The sequence below is a fragment of the Kribbella sp. VKM Ac-2571 genome, assembly GCF_004362255.1.
GTDB classification, from domain to species: Bacteria; Actinomycetota; Actinomycetes; order Propionibacteriales; family Kribbellaceae; genus Kribbella; species Kribbella pratensis.
In genome coordinates this window covers 32,150-55,227 of the sequence record NZ_SNWS01000018.1, presented here as the reverse complement: position 1 = coordinate 55,227, position 23,078 = coordinate 32,150, and the positions used below count along the sequence as shown (strand labels likewise).

General features: G+C 68.2%; 23 protein-coding genes. 14 read left to right on the top strand and 9 right to left on the bottom strand.

All coding sequences use genetic code 11. From position 1 onward, the window contains the following. Positions 1-24: 24 nt before the first annotated feature. The 4 genes from EV651_RS32300 to EV651_RS32285 form a co-directional block, all read right to left on the bottom strand. Positions 25-981 carry a sigma-70 family RNA polymerase sigma factor gene (locus EV651_RS32300; protein ID WP_133789060.1) on the bottom strand — a complete coding sequence of 319 codons (957 nt, stop codon included), beginning with the start codon at positions 979-981 and terminating at the stop codon, positions 25-27. A gap of 85 nt (positions 982-1,066) precedes the next feature. After that, positions 1,067-1,774, bottom strand: a complete 708-nt coding sequence (locus tag EV651_RS32295) for a hypothetical protein (protein WP_133789059.1) — start codon at positions 1,772-1,774, stop codon at positions 1,067-1,069. A gap of 66 nt (positions 1,775-1,840) precedes the next feature. After that, entirely contained in the window at positions 1,841-2,632 is a 792-nt protein-coding gene (locus EV651_RS32290; RefSeq protein WP_133789058.1) for an SDR family NAD(P)-dependent oxidoreductase, read from the bottom strand. A gap of 219 nt (positions 2,633-2,851) precedes the next feature. Further along, positions 2,852-3,463 (bottom strand): ABATE domain-containing protein, encoded by a 612-nt coding sequence (locus tag EV651_RS32285; RefSeq protein ID WP_202870613.1) that lies wholly within the window; start codon positions 3,461-3,463, stop codon positions 2,852-2,854. A gap of 84 nt (positions 3,464-3,547) precedes the next feature. Here EV651_RS32285 and EV651_RS32280 point away from each other — a divergent pair, with 84 nt between their 5' ends. Next, complete coding sequence (locus tag EV651_RS32280) at positions 3,548-4,696, top strand: MFS transporter (RefSeq protein WP_133789056.1); 1,149 nt, start codon at positions 3,548-3,550, stop codon at positions 4,694-4,696. Here EV651_RS32280 and EV651_RS32275 read toward each other — a convergent pair. Next, the gene (locus tag EV651_RS32275; protein ID WP_133789055.1) at positions 4,658-5,863 is read right to left on the bottom strand and encodes a M20 family metallopeptidase; all 1,206 of its coding nucleotides are present in this window, start codon (positions 5,861-5,863) and stop codon (positions 4,658-4,660) included. The two genes, EV651_RS32280 and EV651_RS32275, sit on opposite strands and share 39 nt — an antisense overlap. After that, positions 5,860-6,780, bottom strand: coding sequence for a 5'-3' exonuclease (locus EV651_RS32270; RefSeq protein WP_133789178.1), 921 nt, complete (start codon positions 6,778-6,780; stop codon positions 5,860-5,862). Before EV651_RS32270 ends, EV651_RS32275 begins: the two co-directional genes overlap by 4 nt. A 71-nt stretch (positions 6,781-6,851) precedes the next feature. On the opposite strand from EV651_RS32270, the gene EV651_RS32265 reads away from it, so the two are divergent. Both EV651_RS32265 and EV651_RS32260 read left to right on the top strand, forming a co-directional pair. Continuing rightward, a complete protein-coding gene (locus EV651_RS32265) occupies positions 6,852-7,292 on the top strand; it encodes an Lrp/AsnC family transcriptional regulator (protein WP_133789054.1) in 441 nt (146 codons plus the stop codon). Then, complete coding sequence (locus tag EV651_RS32260) at positions 7,289-7,963, top strand: HAD family hydrolase (protein WP_133789053.1); 675 nt, start codon at positions 7,289-7,291, stop codon at positions 7,961-7,963. Before EV651_RS32265 ends, EV651_RS32260 begins: the two co-directional genes overlap by 4 nt. Here EV651_RS32260 and EV651_RS32255 read toward each other — a convergent pair. Next, positions 7,945-9,600 (bottom strand): hypothetical protein, encoded by a 1,656-nt coding sequence (locus EV651_RS32255; protein ID WP_133789052.1) that lies wholly within the window; start codon positions 9,598-9,600, stop codon positions 7,945-7,947. The genes EV651_RS32260 and EV651_RS32255 overlap by 19 nt on opposite strands. Positions 9,601-9,766: 166 nt before the next feature. Continuing rightward, positions 9,767-11,230, bottom strand: a complete 1,464-nt coding sequence (locus tag EV651_RS32250; RefSeq protein WP_133789051.1) for a KamA family radical SAM protein — start codon at positions 11,228-11,230, stop codon at positions 9,767-9,769. Positions 11,231-11,373: 143 nt separating this feature from the next. Here EV651_RS32250 and EV651_RS32245 point away from each other — a divergent pair, with 143 nt between their 5' ends. The 11 genes from EV651_RS32245 (at position 11,374) to EV651_RS32195 (ending at position 21,906) form a co-directional block, all read left to right on the top strand. Next, positions 11,374-12,417 carry an L-erythro-3,5-diaminohexanoate dehydrogenase gene (locus EV651_RS32245; protein WP_133789050.1) on the top strand — a complete coding sequence of 348 codons (1,044 nt, stop codon included), beginning with the start codon at positions 11,374-11,376 and terminating at the stop codon, positions 12,415-12,417. A 3-nt stretch (positions 12,418-12,420) separates the two neighbouring features. Further along, on the top strand, positions 12,421-14,007 hold the full coding sequence (locus EV651_RS32240) for an amidohydrolase (protein WP_133789049.1): 1,587 nt from the start codon (positions 12,421-12,423) through the stop codon (positions 14,005-14,007). Then, positions 14,004-15,563 (top strand): lysine 5,6-aminomutase subunit alpha, encoded by a 1,560-nt coding sequence (locus tag EV651_RS32235; protein WP_133789048.1) that lies wholly within the window; start codon positions 14,004-14,006, stop codon positions 15,561-15,563. Before EV651_RS32240 ends, EV651_RS32235 begins: the two co-directional genes overlap by 4 nt. Then, complete coding sequence (locus tag EV651_RS32230; protein ID WP_133789047.1) at positions 15,560-16,330, top strand: OAM dimerization domain-containing protein; 771 nt, start codon at positions 15,560-15,562, stop codon at positions 16,328-16,330. Before EV651_RS32235 ends, EV651_RS32230 begins: the two co-directional genes overlap by 4 nt. A gap of 2 nt (positions 16,331-16,332) precedes the next feature. After that, positions 16,333-16,722: a hotdog domain-containing protein gene (locus tag EV651_RS32225; protein ID WP_133789046.1), complete on the top strand. Its 390-nt coding sequence runs from the start codon at positions 16,333-16,335 to the stop codon at positions 16,720-16,722. 496 nt (positions 16,723-17,218) lie between these two features. Continuing rightward, a complete protein-coding gene (gene lnt, locus EV651_RS32220; RefSeq protein ID WP_238157321.1) occupies positions 17,219-18,850 on the top strand; it encodes an apolipoprotein N-acyltransferase in 1,632 nt (543 codons plus the stop codon). A gap of 73 nt (positions 18,851-18,923) precedes the next feature. Continuing rightward, positions 18,924-19,403: an FxsA family protein gene (locus tag EV651_RS32215; protein ID WP_133789045.1), complete on the top strand. Its 480-nt coding sequence runs from the start codon at positions 18,924-18,926 to the stop codon at positions 19,401-19,403. Between the two features lie 221 nt (positions 19,404-19,624). Next, a complete protein-coding gene (locus tag EV651_RS32210; protein ID WP_133789044.1) occupies positions 19,625-20,038 on the top strand; it encodes a hypothetical protein in 414 nt (137 codons plus the stop codon). Next, complete coding sequence (locus tag EV651_RS32205) at positions 20,035-21,264, top strand: NRAMP family divalent metal transporter (RefSeq protein ID WP_133789043.1); 1,230 nt, start codon at positions 20,035-20,037, stop codon at positions 21,262-21,264. Before EV651_RS32210 ends, EV651_RS32205 begins: the two co-directional genes overlap by 4 nt. Next, positions 21,261-21,578, top strand: coding sequence for a hypothetical protein (locus EV651_RS32200; protein WP_133789042.1), 318 nt, complete (start codon positions 21,261-21,263; stop codon positions 21,576-21,578). The genes EV651_RS32205 and EV651_RS32200 overlap by 4 nt, the downstream gene beginning before the upstream one ends. Next, complete coding sequence (locus tag EV651_RS32195) at positions 21,565-21,906, top strand: PRC-barrel domain containing protein (protein WP_133789041.1); 342 nt, start codon at positions 21,565-21,567, stop codon at positions 21,904-21,906. The genes EV651_RS32200 and EV651_RS32195 overlap by 14 nt, the downstream gene beginning before the upstream one ends. A 4-nt stretch (positions 21,907-21,910) precedes the next feature. On the opposite strand, the gene EV651_RS32190 is transcribed toward EV651_RS32195, so the two are convergent. Then, entirely contained in the window at positions 21,911-23,077 is a 1,167-nt protein-coding gene (locus EV651_RS32190; RefSeq protein WP_133789040.1) for a GDSL-type esterase/lipase family protein, read from the bottom strand. Position 23,078 lies beyond the last annotated feature (1 nt).

Sequence of the window (23,078 nt, the reverse complement as noted above, 5' to 3'; positions counted from 1 at the left end):
GGTTCGGACATGCCGTCGGCCGTGTCAGAGCCCGAACAGTGGAAACAGCTCTGAGCCGTGGAACGCGACGATCCGGCAGGCGCCCTCGGTCGTGAGTGTCAGTACGTGCAGCGCATGTGGGTGGAGTGCCCCGTCGCGGCCGCGGGCGTACACCGCGAAGGCGGGTTGTCCGTTGGCGGAGGTGGGGACCAATGCGGCCGGTCCGATCACTCGCATCTGTTTGGCCAGGAAGGCGAGGATGGTGTCGCGACCTTCGAACCAGGTCGCGATCGGTGGCATTTCCCATCTCGCGTCCTCGGTCAGGACCGCGACGAGTTGATCGACGTCCGCGGTTTCGAAGGCGGTGACGTATCGGTCGAGCAGGGCCCGCTGTTGTGGCTCGGCGGGTTCGGTCAGGTCGTCTTGGCTGAGCGGAAGCTGGGCTCTGGCGCGCTGGAGCGCGCTGTTGACCGCCGCCGTCGTCATCTCCAGCAGTTGCGCCACCTCTGCCGTACGCCATTGCAGTACGTCGCGGAGAATCAGCACGGCGCGCTGTCGCGGCGGCAGCTGCTGGAGTGCTCCCACCAGCGCGAGCCGCATGCTCTGTCGTTCCACCACGACTGTCGCCGGATCGGCCGGTACGGAGGTGAACAGGAAGTCGGGTATCGGCTGGAGCCAGGGCACCTCTTGTGCGCCGAGGGCCGCATCCAGGTCTGTCTGGGGAGCGCCGAGATCCGCGGGCAGAGGCCTGCGTCTACCTTTTTCGAGCGCCTTGAAAGACGCTCGAGTCGCGATCCGGTACAGCCAGGTACGCAGCGACGACCGTCCCTCGAACGCGCCGTGCGCACGCCAGGCGTCGAGGTAGACGTCTTGCACCACCTCCTCGGCGTCGTCGACCGAGCCGAGCATGCGGTAGCAGTACGCGAGGAGCTCGCGCCGGAACGGATCGCTCAGCCTTCCGAAATCCTTGTCGCCGGCGTCGGCTTCAGTCATGGTGTGCATGATCCGCCGATTCTGCGGTGGCCGGGTGCGCGGCTCGCCGGACGGTGGTGGTCATCGTGACGTCCTTTGTGAGAAGGAATTCGGGTCAGTGGACGGCGATGTCAGCCATCTCGATGTTGACGAAGAGGATCTGGTCGCCGCCCATCGGGGCGTAGGCCCGTCGTGTGGCGGGGACGACGATGCCGTCGACGTCGCGGTAGTCGGCGGCGTGAAGCTGTGATTCGGTGGTCGGGTCGACGATGTCGATGGTGAAGTCGTGACGGCGCAGCAACCCGTCCGGGCCGAAGCAGAACACCTGCGTGCGGGTGTGGCTCTTGATGTGGTCGGGGAAGGTCACTTTCAGCCGCCGCCAGGTTTCACCGTCGGCCTCGGTCGGGGCGATCTCCTCGCAGACGAACCCGGGCCAGGTGAACAGGAACGGCGTATTCAAGTACGTCCACAGCGCCTCCCCGGTGAAGTACGCGAGATGCAAGTCGTCCCACGGTGTGTGGATCTCGTGGCCGGCGAACGACCGCTCCGGGTTGTCGCGTGCGTCGACAACCGTGCCGTCGGGTTGCTGCAGAACTACCCGGTCGGGCTGGAACAGCGAGCGCCGGTCTTGAGTGATGTAGTCCATGGTCAGCTGTTGCTGTGTGGTGTCCACCTCGAGGCGAACGTCGCTCATCGCGTCCGCTTTCCCCTTGATCTGCCAGAAGGCCCCGCTGACAGCGGCCCTGACGTCGATCGTCTTGATCTGGTTCCACCGGTCCAGACCACCGTGTGCCGCGACCGCGGTCGCGAGGAGATCGTCCATGGCTTGCTCCTTGCATTGAAGGGTGCCCCGGCCGCCGAAGGGAGTGGCAGCCGGGGCATGCGGTGATCAGTCGACGATGATTCCGCCGGTCAGGTTGGCGACTGTTCCGGTCATCGCCGACGCTTGGTCGGAGGCGAGGAATGCCGCCACTGAGGTGAGTTCGGCCAGTGCGGTGGGGCGTTTGCGGTGGGTCATCGAGGTGACCATGGCGGTGAATTGGTCTCGAGAGATACCCATCGCGTCGGCGTGCAGCCCGTAGACGACGTCGATGGTCGGTGTTTCGACCATGCCCGTGGTCCGCAGGCAGATCGAGCGGACACCGTGCTGTGCCCATTCGGCCGACAACGCGCGGTTGAGGGCTTCCATCGCCGCCCAGCCCACGCTCATGCCCCCGACCAGCGGCAGACTTACCCGGGCGGGTTCGGGTGTGTGCATCATGATCACTCCCGATCCTTGGGGAATCATGTGCCGGGCCGCGGACTTCGCGGTGATGAAGTGGGCCTGGGCGTACGTCGTGATCGGTCGCAGGAAGTTGTCGACCGGTAGGTCGGTGAACGGGATGCCTTGCAGCCCCTGCGGAGAGATTCCGATCGCGTTGAACGAGACGTCGATGCGACCGGCGTCGGCGATGACGGCGTCGAGGTGTTCGGTGACGGATTTCTCGTCCAGGGCGTCGACCACGGCGGTCTCGACCGCTCCGCCCGCGGCGGAGATCTCCTTCGCGACCGTGTCGATGACGTCGAGATTTCGCGCGGTGAGGAACACCCTGGCACCTTCGTGAGCGAAACCGCGGGCCACCGCACTACCGACCGCGCCGCCGGCGCCGTAGACGACGACATTCTTGTGTTCCAGCAACATGTCCTTCTCCGTTCTGGTTGCTCACGCCGATCCGAAACGCGGCCCGCTCCGGCGACCACCGCCGTGGTCTGTGGCCGGCGCAATGAGCTCATACCTGTACAGAGGCGAGCTGACCGCGAAAGTCATCGGTGCGGCTCGAGTCGGGTTGCGGACACGGGGTGCCGGCGCACGACGACGGCATCGGGATCGACGTCGCGGCGGGGCTCGGTCGCTGAGGCGTCAGTCTGAGCTGGACCGAGTACGGCGGGCGTAGGCGCGGGCGGCTCGGGTTCGGTCGCCGCAGCGGGTGGAGCACCAGTGGCGGCGGCCGTGGCGGAGGAGGTAGCGGTTGCAGGGGGTGGACTCGCAGGCGGTGAGGGTTTCGGCTTCCGCGCTCGTCAGGAGGTCAGCTGCGCTGGCGGAGATCGTTGCCAGCGCGTGCTCGAGGATCTCGTTGGTGGGGCAAGGGGTGGCTCGATAAGGGCCGGTCTTGTCGTCCCAGCGCAGGAGTGCGGCGGTCGGGACACGGGTGAGGGCGTCGTTGACGGCGTCGAGTGCAGCGGGGAGCGCGGGTGCGCCGGTGACTCGGGCGGCGAAGAGTGAGCGGACGTGCTCGCGGAGGGCGCGGAGCTGAGTCGCGCACATCTCCTGTACGTCGGCGTTCTCGGGGGCGAGGCCGCGTGCGGCGAGCCAGCCGTTGACGGCCGCGGGACTGCCGAGCAGGTCGACGTACTGACCGCCGGGGAGCGCGATCGCGGTGTTCGCGAAGTCCAGCGCGAGCCACGTGTCGGAGCCGGGAGCAGGCGGCAACGGCGCGTCGGCATCGGGCTGAACGGCGATCAGGTCCTGCATGGTTCTCATGGTACAGGTTGCAAATATCCGTGAGAACGATCTACGGTTCTCACGGATAATTCATTACCTATCCGTGAGGAACTCATGAAGCTGACGGCGTTGCTGGTGTGCGTGTTCGGAGTGACCACGGGGGAGTTCGTGGTGGCCGGGATCCTGCCGGCCGTGGCGGGGGACCTGGGGGTCTCGATCCCGGCGGCGGGGCTCCTCGTTACTGCGTACGCGCTGGGGATGATCGTCGGCGGCCCGTTGCTGACGGCAATCACCGCGGGACGGCCGCGGAAACCTCTCGTGCTCGGGCTGCTCGCGGTCGCGGTGACAGGAAACCTGCTGTCCACGGTCGCTCCCGGGTACGGCGTCCTGTTCGTGGCGCGGATCGTGACGGCCCTGGTCACCTCCACGTTCTTCGCGAACGCGATCGTCATCGCGACCACCTCCGCACCGCCGGACAAGAAGGCGTCCACCGTCGCGAAGCTTGCCCTCGGCATGAATCTGGCAATGGTCCTCGGCGCACCGCTCGGCACCTGGATCGGCGACGAGTTCGGCTGGCGTACGACCTTCGCCGCGATCACGGCCTGCTGCGCGGCCGGCCTGATCCTGGTCGCCCGGTTCATCCCGAATGATCAGCCCGGCGTACGCACCCGCGCGCTCACCGAATTCGCCGTCTTCCGCAACCGCGACCTGCTCCTCGCGATCGCCATCACTGCCGTCGCGAACATCGGCGCACTGATGGTGTTCACCTACCTCGCACCGCTGCTGACCGGCCCCGCGTCGTTCTCCGCGGGCGCCGTCGCTCCGATGCTGCTGGTGTACGGCGTCGGCGCGACGATCGGCAACCTGGTGGGCGGCCGCCTGGCTGACCGCGCCCTGCTGCCTTCGCAACTCGGCGCGCTAGCACTGCTAGTTCTACTGCTCATCGCCCTCCGGCTGAGCCCGGCCACGATCCTGACCGGTGTGCTCGTCTTCGCCCTCGGCGCCGTCGCGTTCTCCGTGATCCCCGGCATGCAGGCCCGCGTCCTCACCACAGCCGCCGCGGCCCCGACACTGGCGATCGCCGTCAACGCCTCGTCGTACCAGGTCGCGGCCGCTTTCGCAGGCTGGCTGGGCGGCCGGGTCATCGCCGGACCCGGCCTGCCCACGATCTACCTGGTCGCCGCGGCGACGACGGTCCTCGGACTCGCGCTCACCGGGCTGGCGTCAGCGCGCGAGACGACGTACAGCGAGCTCCGCCAGTAGGGCGGCGCCGTCGGGGAGGACCGAGTCGTCGAAGTTGGCCAGTGGGGAGTGGTTGTCGGCGGCTGCGTCGGGATCGGCGGCGGCGCAGGCGCTGAGGTTGAGGTAGACGCCCGGGACCTCCTGCAGGATGTAGGAGAAGTCCTCGGCGCCGCAGCGTGGATTGGGCCGTTCGCGGAAGCGGTCCGGGCCGAAGACGTCGACGATGGTGTCGCGGGCGAAGTTGAACTCCGCCTCGTCGTTGACCGTCACCGGGTACCCGACCCGGTACTCTGCCTCGACCTGCAGCCCGTGCGCGGCCGCGAGCCCCTCGACGACCTGGATCGACGCCTCCTGCACCTTCGCGCGGGCCACCTCGGAGAACGTCCGCACGGTGGCGTCGAAGAACGCGTCGTCCGGGATGATGTTCTCCTTCGTGCCGCCGGCGATCCGGCCGACAGTGAGCACCACCGGGTCGAACACGTCGAACTGCCGCGTGACCATCGTCTGCAACGCGGTCACGATCTCGCAGAGCACCGGAATCGGGTCCTTACCCCGGTACGGCGTGGAGCCGTGCGTCCCCGCGCCGACGACGCGTACGGACAACTGGTCGGCCGCCGCCATGAACGATCCGGGCCTGCTGCTCCACATCCCCAACGGCTGCGAGGACGACCCGACATGCAGCCCGTACGCCGCATCCGCCCGGCGACCGGCCGCGTCGAGAACTCCTTCGCGGATCATGATCGGCGCGCCACCGGTCGTCTCCTCGCCCGGCTGGAACATGAACACCACATCACCCGGCAGCTCGTCCCGCAGCGCGCACAACACCTTCGCCGCGCCGACGAGCCCCGCGACGTGCAGGTCGTGACCGCAGGCGTGCATCATCCCTGGATGCCGGGACGCGAACGGTACGTCGGTCCGCTCGGTGACCGGCAGTGCGTCCATGTCGCCGCGCAGCAGTACGACGGGGCCTGGCCCGCCGCCGCCCCGCAGTACGGCGGTCACCGACGACAGTTCCTTGCCGAGCGTGATCTCCAGGGGCAGCCCTTCGAGCGCGTCCAGGATCAGCTGCTGCGTCTTCGGCAGGTCGAGGTCGTACTCCGGGACCTGGTGCAGCGCTCGGCGCAACGCGACGATCTCCTCGCGGAACAGCTCCGCCAACTCCCGCGTCCGCACCCTTCCGGCGCTCATGCCTTCGGCCCGAGGTCGAGCGCGGCCATGACGCGTTGGGCACTACTGCCCAGCTCGAGCAGTTCGACGAGATCCAGCCAGCGCTCCGGGTCCTTGATCGTGCGCGGCAGCGTCGCGTCGTACGTCCCGACCGGCGCGTCCTTCGCCACCGCGACCACCTTGGGGGCGACGTCGAGGTAGTCGCTGTCCGCCAGGATCTTCTTCTTCACACCGGGCGCCATCGGCGTGGTCGGGTCGGCGGCCGCTGCGCGGATCGCGTCCAGATCGCCGTACGCCGTGACGAGTGAGGCGGCCGTCTTCTCGCCGATGCCCTTCACGCCGGGCAGCCCGTCGGACGCGTCACCACGCAGCGTCGCGAAGTCGGCGTACCGCTGAGCGGGGATCTCGTACTTCGCGAGCAGCGCCTTCTCGTCGTACACCTCGGCCCGGCCGACGCCGCGGGCGGCCGTGTAGACGACCCGGATGCCGCGGCTGTCGTCGATCAGCTGGAACAGGTCGCGGTCCCCGGTGACGACGTCGACCGGCATCGTCGCCTGGTGCGACAGCGTGCCGATCACGTCGTCCGCCTCGTGGTCGGGCGCCCCGACGACGGTGATCCCGATCGCCTCCAGGCAGGCCCGGATGTAGGGCACCTGAACCTCCAGGCGATCGGGCACGTCCTCGACCTGCTCGCCCTTCGGCGTCACGAACTCGACCCGCTGCGCCTTGTACGACGGGATCAGCGCGACCCGCCACGACGGCCGCCAGTTGTCGTCCCAGCAGGCGACCAGATGGGTCGGCTTGTGGTTCTCGGCCAGCCGGGCGATGAAGTCGAGCAGCCCCCGGATCGCATTGGTCGGCGTGCCGTCGGCAGCCTTCATCGTGTCCGGTACGCCGAAGAACGCACGGAAGTAGAGCGACGCGGTGTCGAGCAGCATCAAGCGCTGTCCTGTCTCAGCCATGGGGAGATGCTTTCATGCCGGGCGCTCGCGGCAGTAGGGTCTCCAGGATGGAGGACCTGGACCGCAAGATCGTCGGGCTGCTCGCATCCGACGGCAGGATGAGCTTCACCGACCTGGGCAAGGCGACCGGCCTGTCCACGTCGGCCGTCCATCAGCGGGTGAAGCGGCTCGAGCAGCGCGGGATCATCCAGGGGTACGCCGCCACCGTCGACCACACCGCGCTGGGTCTGCCGCTGACCGCGCTGATCTCGATCCGGCCGATCGACCCGTCGCAACCGGACGACTCACCGGAACGTCTCCGGGACGTCCCGGAGATCGAGTCCTGCTACTCCGTGGCCGGCGACTCCAGCTACGTCCTCGTCGTCCGGGTCGCCTCACCGGCCGCGCTGGAGAACCTGTTGGCCGTGATCCGGGCGCGCGCGAACGTCTCCACAACCACGACGATCGTCCTGAGCACGCCGTACGAACGCCGCCCACCGGCCCTGTGAAGGTCCTGCTCAGCGACCTGTTCAGCACCCTGGTCTCAGGTGGCGATGCCGAGCGCGACCTGGTCAACGCACGGATGGGCGCGGTGCTCGGGGTCGATGCCGCGGCATTCCAGCGCGCGTTCGACGCGTCGTCGTACGAACGGTTCATCGGTGCGTACGGCGATCTGCCGAGCACACTGCGCGTGATCGCCGAGCGGTGCGGTGGTACGCCGACCGACGAACAGGTGCAGGAGGCAACCGGCCTGCGCCGGTCGCTCGCCCAGCGACTGCTCGGCCGAGCCCCTGCCGCGACGCTGGAGACGTTGGCCGCCTTCAAGGCAGCGGGCTGGCGGATCGGGCTGGTCAGCAACATCACCGCCGAAACCCAGCTCCAGTGGCCGTCCAGCCCGCTCGCCCAGTACTTCGACGCGACGGCGTTCTCCGCCGAGGTCGGCGCCGCCAAGCCCGAGCCCGCGATCTACGAGATCGCCTGCGCAGCCCTCGGCGCCGAGCCGAGTGACTGCATCTACGTAGGCGACGGCAACGACAACGAACTCCCCGCCGCCGCCTCCCTCGGCATGCACGCGATCCGCACCACCGAACACGCGAACAGCGACCCGACCTGGCCCGGCCCGACAATCACGACGTACGCCGAACTGACGAGTCACCTCGCTCAGAAACCGCCGGCCTGAACCACGTCGTCGGTGGCGGCAAGGACGCGAATCTTGGCGCCCTTCCGCGGAATGACCAGAGCCACCTGATGGAGGATCGTGCTGGTCAGGGCGCTGTCGTACGCCTTGGTGGGTGGGCTGAACGCTGACGCGCGGCTGCCCTGTCCCCAGAAGATCGAGAGGTTCGGCGCGATCTGGACCTGGAACTGCTCGGTCAGGGACAGGAAGACCAGCGCCTCGCCCGAGGTGGTCAGGAACGCGGCCGGACTCCCGCTCGGGGTGAAGGTGTCGATGACCGCGCGATACGCCTTCGGATTCTTGAGCAGGCTGGACTTGGCTGTCGCCAACTCGTTGAGCGTGTCGGTGATGTCCGCTGACGGGGCGAAGAGAGCGGCGTGCGACGACCTGGTGCCGGCGTTGAGGTATCCGGCCAGTGCCTTGCCCGCTGCTTCCGGTGAGGCTGCGAGCAACTCGTTGTCCGCGGCGGTGAGCGGACGCAAGCCCTTGAGGGGCGGGAGCTTGACCTTCTTCTCCGGGGTGACCTGATGGCTCACGAGCCACGGATCACCCGCGGACCTGCGCTCCCAGAGGTCCAGCACTTGGTAGTCCTTGTACGCCGACATGCCGGCCGAGGCCACGAACCGCATCGGATAACCGCCGTACGACGGCACTCCGATGCTCGGCTTCACGTGAGTGGTCGGGTCCGGAATGTCCTTGCCGGCCTTGTCCAACACCCGGTCTATGCGGTAGCCGGCTTGAGACAGGCGGAGCACGTCCCCCGTCTCGACAGTCGCGATCAGCTTCTCGTCGCGGCGCTTGGTGGCGGCGTTGCTGACCTCGTCGTAGTGCTTGATGGCCGCTGCGGCAACCTGCTCGCTGATCGCGGGACGGGTCAGCACGGTTACCGTGTCCGCCGGCGGGACGGCCGAACACCCCGTCGTCAACCCGAACGCGAGTCCCAAGACGACAACTCGCCGAGCGGCCGCGCTGCTGGAAGCCGGCTGCTGGACCGGCTGCGGTGCGGTGGAGTTCTGCGTCGGCTGGGGCTTGCGGGGACGGCGGCGGATGAGGATGAGGAGGATGCCGATGGCAAGGAGAACAATGCCGGCGGCGAAGACAACCAGCGCGGTCGCGAATGCTTTCGGGATCTCGATGCCCAGGTCGACCTGTACGTCGGGCGCCGTCTTCCCGTCCGCGTTCATGATGACGACGTCGTACGGGCCGTCCTCGATCGGCCAGGCGAGCGACTGCGTGCCGGTGCCGTTCGCCTTGGTGACCCACCAGTCGAGCGTGTCCGGCGCGGCGAGCGGGCCCGCCGTACCGTTCTCGTCCTGCGTCGACAGCGCGATCGGGTACTGCACCTGCACGAGCTTCGTGTGCGCGATGCCCTTCAGGTAGCTGCTCACGTCGAAGTCCCGAGCCACCCCGACGAACACAGGCTGATTCTTGCTCGACCGTACGTCGACGTGCAGCACCGGACCGTGCCGGTTCAGCAGATCCGGCGTACTCGCCACCGCGAGCCCCTTGCCGGCGAGATGCTGCTCGCCGGAGTGGACCGTATTGTCCGGCCCGATCAGCCAGAACGCCGCGGCCCCACCGACGACGGCGAGGATCAACCCGATCAAAGCCAGCAGTACGCCGAATATCCTGCGGATCACCCGCACAAGAACTCCCGAGCTCGCGACATGCCCCAGACACGCCGCCCGACAAACGCTCCGCGATGCTAGCGGTTGCCGAGGGCATCCATGACGTCACGCTGCGGGAGTTGCAGGAAGTTGCAAGAGTCTTGGGTGCCACCCCCTGCACTCGTGGCACCCAAGACGGTCAGTTGATGTCGAGGAGTTTTTGGGCCTCGGCGGCGGTGCGGGAGGCGGCGGCGCGGGCCTCGGCTTCGGCGAGGTGGTTGCCGGCGTGCTGGGTCCACCAGTCCTGACCCTCGACAGGCAGCGTGTCGATCGGGTCGTAGTACTCGTAGGTGCGGTTCAGCGCGTCAGGATCCTGCTGCTCGATGCCCGTGCGGTAGTTCTTCTTCCAGTACGAGATTCCGCGGACCTCGTCGTACTCGGACAGCTGGTGCACCCAGCGCTTGCCGACGTACGGGACATCGCAGACGATGCGCGGTGTCGCGAAGCCGGGGAGGTACCCGAGGATCCCGTGCTGCAGGTGCTGCGCGTCGCGGACCGACACCCGCCAGTGCTCGGAGAACGGGATCATGTCGCACATGTAGAAGTAGTACGGCGTGATGTTCGCGCCGTCGAGCAACGCGAAGCACAGGTCGAGCAGCTGCGGGATCGAGTCGTTGACGCCGCGCATCAGCACGCCCTGGTTCCGCACGTCCCGCAGACCGGCCTCGAGCATCGCCTTCGACGCCTCGGCGACCAGCGGGGTCACGGACTGCGCCGCGTTCACGTGCGTGTGCATCGCGAGCATCACGCCGCGGTCCCGCGCGACGCCGGCGACGCGCGCGACGCCGGACCGGACGTCGTCGGACAGCCAGTGCTGCGGCATGCCCATCAGCGCCTTGGTGGCCAGCCGGATGTCGCGGATGTTCTCGATCTCGAGCAGGTTCATCAGGAACGCCTCGAGCCGCGGCCAGGGCATGTTCGCCACATCGCCGCCGGAGACGACGACGTCCCGGACTCCCGGCGTACGGCGCAGGTAGTCGAGCATGTCGTCGAGCCGGGTCTGCGGCTTCGCGACGAACTTGAGCTTGTCGATCACCGGCGTCGAGTTCCCGACCAGGTCCATCCGCGTGCAGTGACCGCAGTACTGCGGGCACGTCGGCAGGACCTCCGCGAGGACCTTGGTCGGGTAGCGGTGGGTCAACCCCTCCGTGGCCCACATCTCGTGCTCGTGCAGCGAGTCCCGCGCCGCGTGCGGGTGCGACGGCCAGTCGGTACGGCGGTCGCTGAAGACGGGCAGCATGTACCGGCGGACCGGGTCGGCGTAGAACGCCTCCGTGTAGTCAGCCGCGCCGGTGGGAACGATGGTGTTCAGCATCTGCGGCGGCAGCAGCATCGACATGGTCGCGCGCTCGGCCTGGTCCCGGGTGAGGTCGTCGTACAGCCGGTCCTCGAGCAGGTCGCCCATCACCTCGCGCAGCTGCTTCACGTTCTTCACGCAGTGCGACCGCTGCCACTGCGCCGAGCGCCACTCCTCGGCCGTGACGTCCTTCCAGCCGGGCAGCCGGGTCCAGTCCGGTTCGACCAGCTCGGCGCGCCGATAGAGGTACGGCTGGCCGTCGCCAGGCTCCGAACGAGCCAGCTCCGGGGTGATCAGGTCGGTCACAGGTCCTCCGCGGGCTTCAGGGGTATTGCTGTCTCATGTGAGGATAGCGACAGAACATCCGTCAGATCCAACAGTACGCCGCAAGAATTCCCGTCTGAGCGTGCTGTGAGTAGTATTTTGCCCGACCGCACAGAGGAGGATCCGTGTCATCCAGCCCGGTAGGACTGCACCGTGTACTCGCGCCGTCCGGCGTGTTGCCGCAGGCGGCGGAGAAACTCGACGCACGTCCCGGGATCTGGCCCGACGAGGTCCGCATCGCGGTCGAGCGGCTGAACCTGGATGCCGCCTCGTACCGTCAGCTCGCCGAAGCGCACGGCGGTGACGGTACGGCGATCCGCCGCGCGGTCCTGGACATCGTCGAGACCCGCGGCAAGATGCAGAACCCGGTCACCGGCTCCGGCGGCATGCTCGTCGGCGTGGTCGACGAGGTCGGCCCCGACTCGCCCCTCGGTCTCGCGCCTGGCGACCGAGTGGCCACGCTGGTCTCGCTCACGCTGACCCCGCTGCAGATCACCGACGAACTGCGGGACTGGGACGGCAAGAGCGAGCAGGTTCCGGCGCAGGGGCACGCGATCCTGTTCGCGCGGTCGATCGTCGCGAAGCTCCCCGACGACCTGAAGCCGGAGCTGTCGCTGGCGGTCATGGACGTCTGCGGCGCCCCGGCGCTGACCGCTCGCGTGGTGCGATCGTATGTCGACAAAGGCACAAAGCCTGTCGTGTCAGTAATTGGCGGCGCAGGTAAATCCGGCTCGTTGTCACTGGCTGCTGCCCGCGCCGCCGGGGCTGCTCGCGCGATCGGTGTTGTGCCAGTTCAGCACGAGCAGGATCGCCTGACCGAAGCCGGTCTGGCCGATGTCGTGACGCTGGCCGACGCCCGCGATCCGGTGGCGCTGGCGAAGGCGGTCGAGGAGGCCGGGGGACCTGCGGACATCACGGTGGTGTGCGTCGACGTACCGGGATGTGAGCACGGAGCCGTCCTGTCGACTGCGGCCGGCGGCACCGTGATCTTCTTCTCGATGGCGACCTCGTTCTCCGCGGCCGCGCTCGGCGCGGAAGGTCTCGCCGCGGACGTCACGATGCTCGTCGGCAACGGGTACGTGCCCGGCCACGCCGACTATGCGATGGAGCTGTTGCGGACCGAGCCGGGTGTCCGTGGTCTGTTCGAGAGCAGGCTGGCGGAGGATTAGTCCGTGCGCACACTTCTGACGAACGGTTCCGTCTACTCGCCTGCCGACCCTCACGCCACCGCTATCGCGTTCGACGACGGGGTGGTGACCTGGCTCGGTGACGACACGGGCACGAGTTCGTACGCCGACGGCGCGGACGAGGTGATCGACCTCGACGGAAAGCTGGTGACACCGGCCTTCGTCGACGCCCACGTCCACACGGCCGGTGCCGGCGCGGTGCTGACCGGTCTCGACCTGGCCGGTACGACCTCGCTGACGGACGCTCTCGATCGCCTCGCAGCGTTCGCGGCGAACCTCCCCGAGGACGCGGTCATCGACAGCGCCGGCTGGGACGAGACCGCCTGGCCGGAGGGCCGCCCGCCGACAACGGAGGAGCTCGACCGCGCAGCCGGCGGCCGTCGCGTGTACCTGTCCCGCATCGACGGCCACTCCGGCGTCATCTCGTCGGCCCTCGTCCCGGTCGCGAAGGACCAAGAGGGGTACGACGAGACCGGCCGCGTGGAGCGCTCCGCGAATCACGCCGTACGGGATGCCCTCGGCGACCTGATCGGACCGGATCAGCGGCGGCAGAACATCGAGGCCGCGCTGAAGGCCATGGCGGCCAAGGGGATCGGTGCGTTCCACGAGATGGCGGCACCGCATATCGGGCCGCTGTGGGAGTTGCCGATCGTGCGTGAGGCGGCCGAGCAGCTCGGCCTGGCCGCGACGCTGTACTGGGGTGAGCCGGGCGCCTTCGAACACCTCGGCACCTACGGTCTCGCCGGTCTCGCCGGTGACCTGAACGCCGACGGCGCACTCGGTTCACGTACGGCGGCTTTGCGGGAGCCGTACTCCGACCGCACAGACCACCGCGGCCACGCGTACCTGACGGCCGAGCAGATCGCCGAGCACGTGATCGCCTGCACCGAGCGGAACGTGCAGGCCGGGTTCCACTGCATCGGCGACCAGGCGCTCGACAACATCGCGCGCGGGTTCGAGCTCGCCGCCGAGAAAGTCGGCGTACAGGCCCTCGTCGCGGCACGGCACCGGCTCGAGCATGTCGAAATGGTCGACGAGGCAACGATCGCGACGCTCGCGCGCTGCGGCGTGGTGGCGAGTGTGCAGCCGATGTTCGACGGCCTGTGGGGCGGTCCGGACGGTATGTACGCCGAGCGCGTCGGCGACCGCTGGCGGGGCATGAACCCGTTCGGGTCGCTGGCCCGTGCCGGCGTCGTACTCGCGTTCGGCTCGGATGCGCCCGTGACGGAGTTGGGTGGTTGGGAGGCCGTTCGGGCGGCCGCGTTCCATCACGAGCAGTCGGAGCGGATCACCGTCCGGGCGGCGTTCCAGGCGCATACGCGCGGCGGTTGGCGGGCAGCCGGGATCGATGACGCCGGAGTGCTTGCACCCAGCACGGCCGCGACGTACGCGATCTGGCAGAGCGATGCCGACCTCGTCGTGCAGACGCCGGACACGCGTGTCGCCGCGTGGTCGACGGACCCGCGGGCCGGCGTACCGGTGCTGCCGGATCTGAGCCAGGGAACACCTACCTGCCTGCGAACCGTCGTCGGTGGTCGTGTGGTCTATGAAGCCGAGGGATGGTCGCAATGAAGAAGAAGCTGGACCTCGATCCAGTCACCGTCCGGAAGGCGCGCAGCCTCGCGCGCAAGGCCGGGAAGCCGATCGTCAACCTCGCTCGGCAGCACACCACGGTGTCGGTCGAGCGCGCTGTACTGCGGCTCGCCGGGCTGACCGGTGCCGACACCGAAGGCATTCCGTGGGTGAACCGGCTCGCCGACACCGTGCGTGCGGACGTCGGCCTCGAGCACGGTCTCGCGCTGCCCGTGTGGGACGCGCTGCTGCGTGGTGAGGCCGAGGACCTGGCGGTGCTGGCGCAGAAGGCCGCATCGGGTTCCGTCACGTTCCGGATGCCCGAGGGCCGCGACGCCGTCCGGGCTCGGTCCGCCGCGCGTAAGGCCGCGACGGCCGGGATGAAGCGGATCGACGGGCGGCGGCGGGAGCGTGACCGGCTGATCAAGCGGCACGGCGACCCGGAGCAGCGGCCGTGGATCTACCTGATCGTTGCCACCGGCGACATCTACGAGGACATCCCGCAGGCGCAGGCGGCCGCACGGGAAGGCGCCGACATCATCGCGGTGATCCGGTCGACGGGTCAGTCGCTGCTCGACTACGTTCCGGAGGGCCCGACGCGCGAGGGGTTCGCCGGTACGTATGCGACGCAGGAGAACTTCCGGCTGATGCGAGCGGCGCTGGACGAGTCGTCTCGCGAGTTGGGCCGCTATGTGCGGTTGACGAACTACGCATCCGGGCTGTGCATGCCGGAGATCGCGACGCTGGCCGGGCTCGAGCGGCTCGACATGATGCTGAACGACTCGATGTACGGGATCCTCTTCCGCGACATCAACCCGATCCGGACGTTCGTCGACCAGCGCTTCAGCCGCCAGATCCACGCCCGCGCCGGGATCATCATCAACACCGGCGAGGACAACTACCTGACCACCGCCGACGCGGTCGAGGCCGCGCACACCGTGACGGTCTCGCAGTTGCTGAACGAGTATTTCGCCAAGGAGGCCGGGCTCGAGGACTGGCAGCTGGGTCTCGGGCACGCGTTCGAGATCAACCCTGACATCCCGGACTCGTTCCGGCTCGAGCTCGCGCACGCGATGCTGGCGCGACAGCTGTTCCCGAACGCGCCGCTGAAGTGGATGCCGCCGACCCGGCACATGACCGGCGACGTGTTCCGCGGCTATCTGCTGGACGGGTTCTTCAACCTGGCCGGCGCGATGACCGGGCAAGGCATCCTGCTGGTCGGCATGATGACCGAGGCCGTCGTGACGCCGTGGATCTCGGACCGCGACCTCGCGCTGCAGAACGTCCGCTACGTCTTAGGTGCTGCCGGCAACCTTCACGAGGACTTCCGGCCGGAGCCGAACGGGTTCATCGCGTCCCGGGCCCGCCAGGTCCTCGGCGAGTCGGTGGAGCTGCTGGACCGGATCGTCGACGACGGTCTGCTGAACGCGATCGGCGACGGCACCTTCGGCCTGATGAAACGTCCACAGGACGCCGGTCGCGGGCTGGACGGGGTCGCGCGCAAGTCGCCGGCGTACTACAACCCGGCGATCGAGCTGTTGGAGGAGGGCCAGTGAGCATCATCCGGCCGTACGGCGACACCACGGGCGACGGGATGGTGCAACTGTCGTTCACGTTGCCCGTCCCGCACGACAAGCGCGCCGAGGGTGCGGCGGTCCAGCTGGCCAACAAGATGGGCATGGACCCGGCCCTGGTCGTGCACTCGAAGGCGATCGGCCCGGACTTCACGTTCTTCGTGGTCTACGGTCCTGTGAACCACCTGGTGGACACGTCGAAGGTCGAGGTGATCGAGCGCGACTACCCGCTGCTGTCGCCGAAGGAGGTCAACCTCGCGATCCGCAAGGGGCTGCGCCGCCGGCTGACCGTGGTCGGCGCGTGCATCGGCACCGACGCGCACACGGTCGGTATCGACGCGATCCTGAACATCAAGGGGTTCGCGGGGGAGAAGGGCCTGGAGTACTACCGTGAGGTGAAGGTCGTGAACCTCGGCGCACAGGTCGCCGTACCCGAGCTGGTCCGGCGGGCCAAGGCCGACAAGGCCGACGCGATCCTGGTGTCGCAGGTGGTGACGCAGCGCGAGGCGCACGTACTCAACACCAAGGAGATGTCCGCGGCGTTCCGGGAGGCGTACGCCGAGGACGCGCGCCCCGTACTTGTTGCCGGCGGCCCCCGTTTCACCGAGCAGATGGCCGACGAGCTCGGCGTCGACCGGGTGTTCGGCCGGGGAACGACGCCGGGTGAAGTGGCCAGCTATCTCGTCGACGCTCTCGTGACGCGACGTCACGCCAACAGGCTGCGTTCAATTGAAAGCGGGGTCGCATAAAGGTGTCAAAGGCAACCGTTGGACTGACCGTCACGCACCGGCGCTACGTTCCGTACAGCCACGCGCACTACGCCGGCAACCTGGTCGACGGCGCGTACGTGCTCGCGCTGTTCGGTGACGTCGCGACCGAGGTCTGCATCCAGGCGGACGGTGACGAAGGCCTGTTCGCGTCGTACTCCGACGTGCAGTTCCTGCAGCCGCTGCGCGCGGGCGACGTGGTCGAGGTGACGGCAACGATCAGCCGGGTCGGGAACCGCAGCCGCGACATCGACTTCAGCGCGTACGTCGTGTGCCGCGGACGTCCCGACCGCTCCGCGTCGGCGGCCGAGGTGCTCGCCGAGCCGCTGGAGATCACCCGCGCCAGGGGAACCGTCGTTGTACCGGTTGGGTGACGTTTGGTTGCCGTGGGTAACGATCACGTGGAGTGCTGATATCGCTCTGTAACGTGACTCGGCTGAAGGAAACTCGTTTTCCCTTGTGGCGCAGGCGATCGTGTTACAACGGGTTCAAAGAGCCTGGGGAGAGGTTGACACCGTCGCCGCCAGCGAGCATCGTTTTGGGAGTCGTCACAACCCGTTCGTTCAACGGTCACAAGAAGTTCGGCCACCGGATGATCCCGCGACGCTGACCAGGCCAAAGCCAGGCTTGAGTCGACGGGGGCTGAGATCACCGGCGGTGAGCCCCCCGCGGGGCAGAGGTGGAAGAGGCTCGGCGGCCAGTAGACAACAGCCCGACAGTGCGCAGCCAGCGCACCGACGGTTGGTCCGAAGGCACGCCGAGCCTCTTCCTCTTTCCCTGCCCCTTCACTCCGACAGCCGGAATCCCAGGCGTGTAGTTCCCCGCCGTCCGGCCCGGACATCGTTCTGGCTACTGACCGGATACATTCGCGTGCCCCGGACGTTGTACGGTCGTGCGACCGGCGTCCGCCGGTGCGGTGAGGACAAGGGGTACGGCGTGGACCGGTTGAAGGCGCTGGGGCGGCTGCTGCCGCGGGTGGCGGTGGCCGTGATCGCCGGCGTACTGCTCGGCTTCGCGTTCGAACCGCACGACCACCCCTGGCTCACCGTCATCGCCGTACCGCTGCTCCTGGCCGCGCTGAACGGGATCTCGATGAAGGCCGGCTTCCTGGTCGGCGCCGGGTTCGGGATCGCGTACTACGCCGTCCTCGTGCCGTGGCTGAGCATCATCGGCGGCGACGCGGCGATCGCGCTGGCGATCCTCGAGGGACTGTTCTACGCGGTCTTCGGATTGTTCGCGACACAGGTGCTGAAGCTTCGGCTGTGGATGCTGTGGATCCCGTGCCTGTGGGTGGCGACCGAGTTCGCGACCGCGTCGGTGCCGTTCGGCGGCTTCCCCTGGGGCCGGCTCGCGTGGGCGTTCTCCGACGACTCCCTGGGCAAGCTGGCCGCGTACGTCGGCATCCCCGGCCTGAGCTTCATCGTCGCGCTCGTCGGCGTCCTGCTGTACGCCGTACTGCGCCGCGAGACCGCACTGCGCCTGCGGGCCGTGGCGCTCGTCGCGGGGCTGGCCATCGTGTTCGGGAGTGCCTTGATCCCCCTGTCGATCGCGGGCGACGGCAAGACTGTGCGGGCCGCGATGGTGCAGGGCAACGTGCCGGGCAAGGGGCTGGAGTTCCTGGGCAGGGCGCGGACGGTGACGCGCAACCATCTGCAGGCGACCCTCGACCTGCAGAAGCGCGTCGAGGCCGGCACCGAGCTGAAGCCGGACGTGGTGATCTGGCCGGAGAACTCGACCGACATCGACCCGTACAAGGACGCGGAGACCCGCGCCGACATCGAGACCGCGGTGAAGGCGGTCGGCGTGCCGATCCTGGTCGGCGCCGTCACCGAGGGACCGGGCGAGAACGAGCGGCAGACCACCGGAATCGTCTGGGATCCCGCCACCGGGCCGGGGCAGCGGTACGCGAAGCGGCACCCGGTGCCGTTCGGTGAGTACATCCCGTTCCGCGACCAGTTGCTGCCCTACATCAAGCGGCTGGAGATGATCGGCGCGCAGACCGTGCCGGGTGTGGGGCCGGGCGTGATGCCGATCCGCGGGGTCACCTACGGCGACGTCATCTGCTTCGAGCTCGCGTACGACAACGTCATCCACGACGTGGTCAAGGGCGGCGCCCAGGTGCTGATCGTGCAGACCAACAACGCGACGTACGGCGGAACGGGTCAGCCCGAGCAGCAGTTCGCGATCACCCGGATGCGCGCGATCGAGACCGGGCGCACCGTACTGATCGCGTCGACGAGCGGGATCTCCGGCGTGATCCGTCCGGACGGCAGCGTCGAGCACAAGTCGGCGCAGTTCGTTCCGGACGTGTACGTCGCGACCGTTCCGGTGCGGGACGGGCAGACGCTGGCCATGACTCTCGGCGGCTGGCCGGAGTGGGTCCTGACCGGGCTCGGCCTGCTCGGTCTCGTCCTGGCGCTGATCGAGCGCCGCCGCGGTCGCACGGACAAGACCCCGCCGCCGGCGGCCGAGACGCCGAGCCGCGAGAAGGTCCCGGTCTAAGTCAGGGTTCACTCAGGGTTTGTCGTGCCCGCTCGTTCCGTACGCTGGTGTCTCAGGCAGGAAGGGGTAGGACATGCCGTGGTTCGTGGCGCTCGCGTTGCTGGTGGTTCCGATCGCGGAGATCTTCGTGATCATCCAGGTCGGTCAGGTGATCGGCGGGTGGCCGACGGTCGCGCTGCTGCTGGTCGAGAGCGCGTTCGGCGCGTGGCTGATCAAGCGCGAGGGCCGGCGGGCCTGGCGGGCGCTGCAGAGCTCGTTCGAGACCGGGAAGATGCCGGGCCGCGAGCTGGCTGACGCCGCGTTGGTCCTGGTCGGCGGGACACTGCTCCTCACTCCAGGCTTCATCACCGACATCTTCGGCTTCTTCTTCGTCCTCCCCTTCACCCGCCCGTTGGCCCGCCGCGCCATGACCGCCTTCTTCAGCCGCCGCGTCACCACCCAACTAGGCGGCCCCGGCCTAGGCACCTTCATCCCCGGCGCCAACACCCCCGGGCCCCAACGCCCCACAGACGACATAATCCAAGGCGAAGTCATCGACCCAGACAAGAAGTAGCCCCGCCACTCACCAACCCCGACGGCCCTCGCCGTGCGGCCGGAGTCACCGCGTACGCCCGGTGGAGATGCGCGCTTGCTGAGTGGCACACGTCCGGCAATCCCGCGCGGCGTCGGCTGCCTCTGTCTGGAGCCTCGTCGCTGAGCTTGCATGAGGCCTGGGTACCGGTCCGTCGTACGACTATCGGATTCGGGACGGTGGGAATGCGTCGAGCGATAGCTGTGGCAGTGCTGTTGGTGGTGGTTCTGAGCAGCTGTGCCGACCCGGACCAGAAGCTGCGGTCAGCGGCCGCCCAGTCGGCCCGCGACGCAGCGTCCGAGGTGAGCACCACCCGGCTGGCCGTCGAGCAGTTACGGGCCCACCAGCTGTGGTCGCAGGCCGCCGGGCAGATCGTCGGAGACGCCGAGAAGGGTGTCGAGAAGGCAACGAGTTCGTTCTCCGCCCAGCAGCCGTCGACGGAAACCTCGACACGGCTCTACGAGCAGGTCACAAAGACCCTGGACGATGCGCAGACCGCGGTGACGGCGGTCCGGATCGCGCTCGGCAACGGCAATCTGGCGGCGGCCGAACAGCAGCTCGCGGCGCTTCGCCGATCCAGTGCCGATCTGGGCCGGATCGGGGAGCTCGCGAAATGAAGAAGGTACTCGGCGTCACGCTCGGGATCCTGACCGCGATCGGCGGCTTCGTCGACATCGGTGACCTGGTCACCAACGCGTTGGTCGGCGCCCGGTTCGGAATGCACATGGCGTGGGTGGTGGTCGTCGGAGTGATCGGGATCTGCCTGTACGCCGAGATGTGCGGACGGGTCGTGGCGATCTCCGGACGCCCGGTGTTCGACCTGGTCCGCGAGCGGCTCGGCTCCCGGACGGGACTGCTCACCCTGGTGGCGTCGTTCTTGGTGACGCTGTTGACCTTGATCGCCGAGATCGGCGGTGTGGCACTGGCGCTCGAGCTCGCGAGTGGAGTGCACTACCTGCTCTGGATGCCGCTGGCCGCGTTCGCGGTGTGGCTGGTGATCTGGAGGGTGAAGTTCTCCCGGCTCGAGCAGGTCTTCGGGCTGCTCGGGCTGCTGCTGATCGTGTTCGCGGTCGCGTTGTTCAAGCTCGGACCGGACTGGGGCCAGCTGCTGCACCAGGCGACGCGGCCGCATCCGATCGGTCACGAGAACTGGGCGACCTACGCGTACTACGGGATCGCACTGTTCGGTGCGGCGATGACGCCGTACGAGGTGTTCTTCTTCTCGTCCGGAGGGGTCGAGGAGAAATGGACGCGGAAAGACCTGGTGACGGCACGGTCCAACGTGTTCGTCGGTTTCCCGCTCGGCGGGTTGCTGTCGCTGGCGATCATGGGCTGCGCCGCGGTCCTGTTCCTGCCGGCGGCCATCAAGGTCGAGACCTTGGGCCAGGTGACCCTTCCGGTGGCGGTTGCCCTCGGCAAGCTCGGGTTGGCGATCGTCCTGATCGGGGTGTTCGCGGCGACCTTCGGCGCGGCCCTGGAAACCGCGTTGTCGTGCGGTTACACGATCGCGCAGTACCGCGGCTGGCAATGGGGGAAGTTCGTCCGGCCGCGGGAGGCGTCCCGGTTCCACGTGGTGATCATCGTGTGCCTCGTCCTGGCGATGCTGACGCTGCTGACGGCCGTCGATCCGGTGCAGGTGACGGAGTACTCCGTGGTGTTCGCGGCGGTGGCCCTGCCGCTGACCTACCTGCCGATCCTGATCGTTGCCAACGACCCCGACTATGTCGGCGAGGAGAGGAACGGTCCGGTGCGCAACGCGGTGGGCCTGGTCTACCTGGCGCTGCTCATCGTCGCCTCGGTGGCGGCGATACCGCTGATGATCATCACGAAAGGAGGGCAGTGACCATGCCAGGGACGCCCAGCGAATCGGGGCGCGTGCTGCACGCCCAGCTGCATCTCCTGGACCGGCAGTTGATCGACCAGGCCGACGGTCACCTGGCCGGAAAGATCGACGACGTCGAACTCGACCTGGACGCCGATCCGCCGGTCGTGGCCGCACTGATCACCGGCCGGGAGCAGATCACGGCCCGCCGGATCGCCGGTATCGATACGGCGGTGACGGTCGCGGTCGAGGACCTCGAGCTCGACTACTACGACGACTGGGTCGAGAACCACGTCATCGCGAAGATCCCGGGAGCCCGCCATGCGCCTGAATGACCTGCTCGGTCGCCACGTCCTGGACGCCGAGGGCGACGTCGTCGGCTCCGTCGCGGACGTTCGCCTGGTCCAGGACGGTCCGATGCTGGTCTCGATGCAGCGCGCGCTGCGGGTCGACGGCCTGATCGTCGTGGAGAAGCGGGCCACGCGGCTCTTCGGCTACGAGCGCCATGTCGGCCCCGAGCTGCTCCGTCGGCTCATCCACGCACGACTCGGCGATGTCTGGTACCTGCCCTGGGACGATATCGAGGAGATCACCGACGACAGCGTCACGATCGCCGCCAGGCGCGCCGACCTGCGTTCTCTGGAAGACTTCGCGCGCTACTGAGCCATCAGCCCCGGACGTCACCTGTGAAAGGGCCTTTGGGTCCGAACGCGTGACGGGTGAAGCGCGTGGCGAGCAGGTCGTGTGTGGCGGCGTCGGGGTGGAGGTCGTCGGGGAGCGGATGGGCGACGTTGTCTGCTTCGCCGTACAGGTCGCGTCCGTCCAGGTAGTGGAGGTTGGGGTCGGTGAGGGCGCGTTGTGTGACGAGGCGGGCCAGCTCGGTGCGGATGACCGACAGGGTGAGTTTGCCGGCCGGGATCTCGTCGGGGTTGCCCGTGGCGGTGAAGCGGAGTTCGCCGGCGGCCAGGGCGGACAGGTCCCAGTTGGTCGGTCCAGGCGTGTCCTCGTGGATCGGGCAGAGGATGGGGGAGACGACCAGGAGCGGCGTGTCAGGGTGGCCGTCGCGGATGGTGTCGAGGAAGCCATGGACGGCCGGGGTGAAGCTGCGAAGGCGGAGCCCGTCGCTGTTGACGATGTTGATGCCGAGTTTGAGGCTGATCAGATCGGCGGGCGTGTCGCGGATGGTGCGGGCGATGAACGGCTGCAGGTACGCGCTGCCGCCGAAGCCCAGGTTGACGAGTTCGACACCGGCCTGAGCGGCGGCCAGGGCCGGCCAGGTGCCCTTGGGATGGGTGGCGTTGGACCCGTGGCTGATGGAGCTGCCGTGATGCAGCCAGACCCGACCCGCAACCGGAACCGGCTCGATCGGAGCATCGGTGCGCAGGGCAACGAGTTCGGTGGTCTCGTCGTGCGGCAGCCAGATCTCGACGGTCTTCGGTACGGCGGCCAGCCCGGCGAATCGCAGCGTTTCGGGCTGTCCAGGACGCCGCGAGGTGGTACCTGTCATCAGGTCGATGGTGATGACGTCGCCGCCGGTCGCGGTGAGCTGCGTCACCAGCTGGCCGTCGACGAGTACGTCGTACACGCCGTCCGGACGTGGGGGAGCGCCGACGTAGTCCCGCTTCGTCGGCAGCGTCTCCAGTTCGACGACGGTGGCCGACGTACGGAAGACGAGGCGTACGCCGGAGGGTTGTGCCTCGACCATCGACATCTGGTCGTCGTCGTACTGCGTTCGCGCCCAAGCAGGAAGGCGGTGCGGCAGCACGCCGCGGTCGGTCTGCTCCAGGTCGAGCGCACCGCGGAGCAGGTCGCCGGTGATTGGGGTAGTGATCATG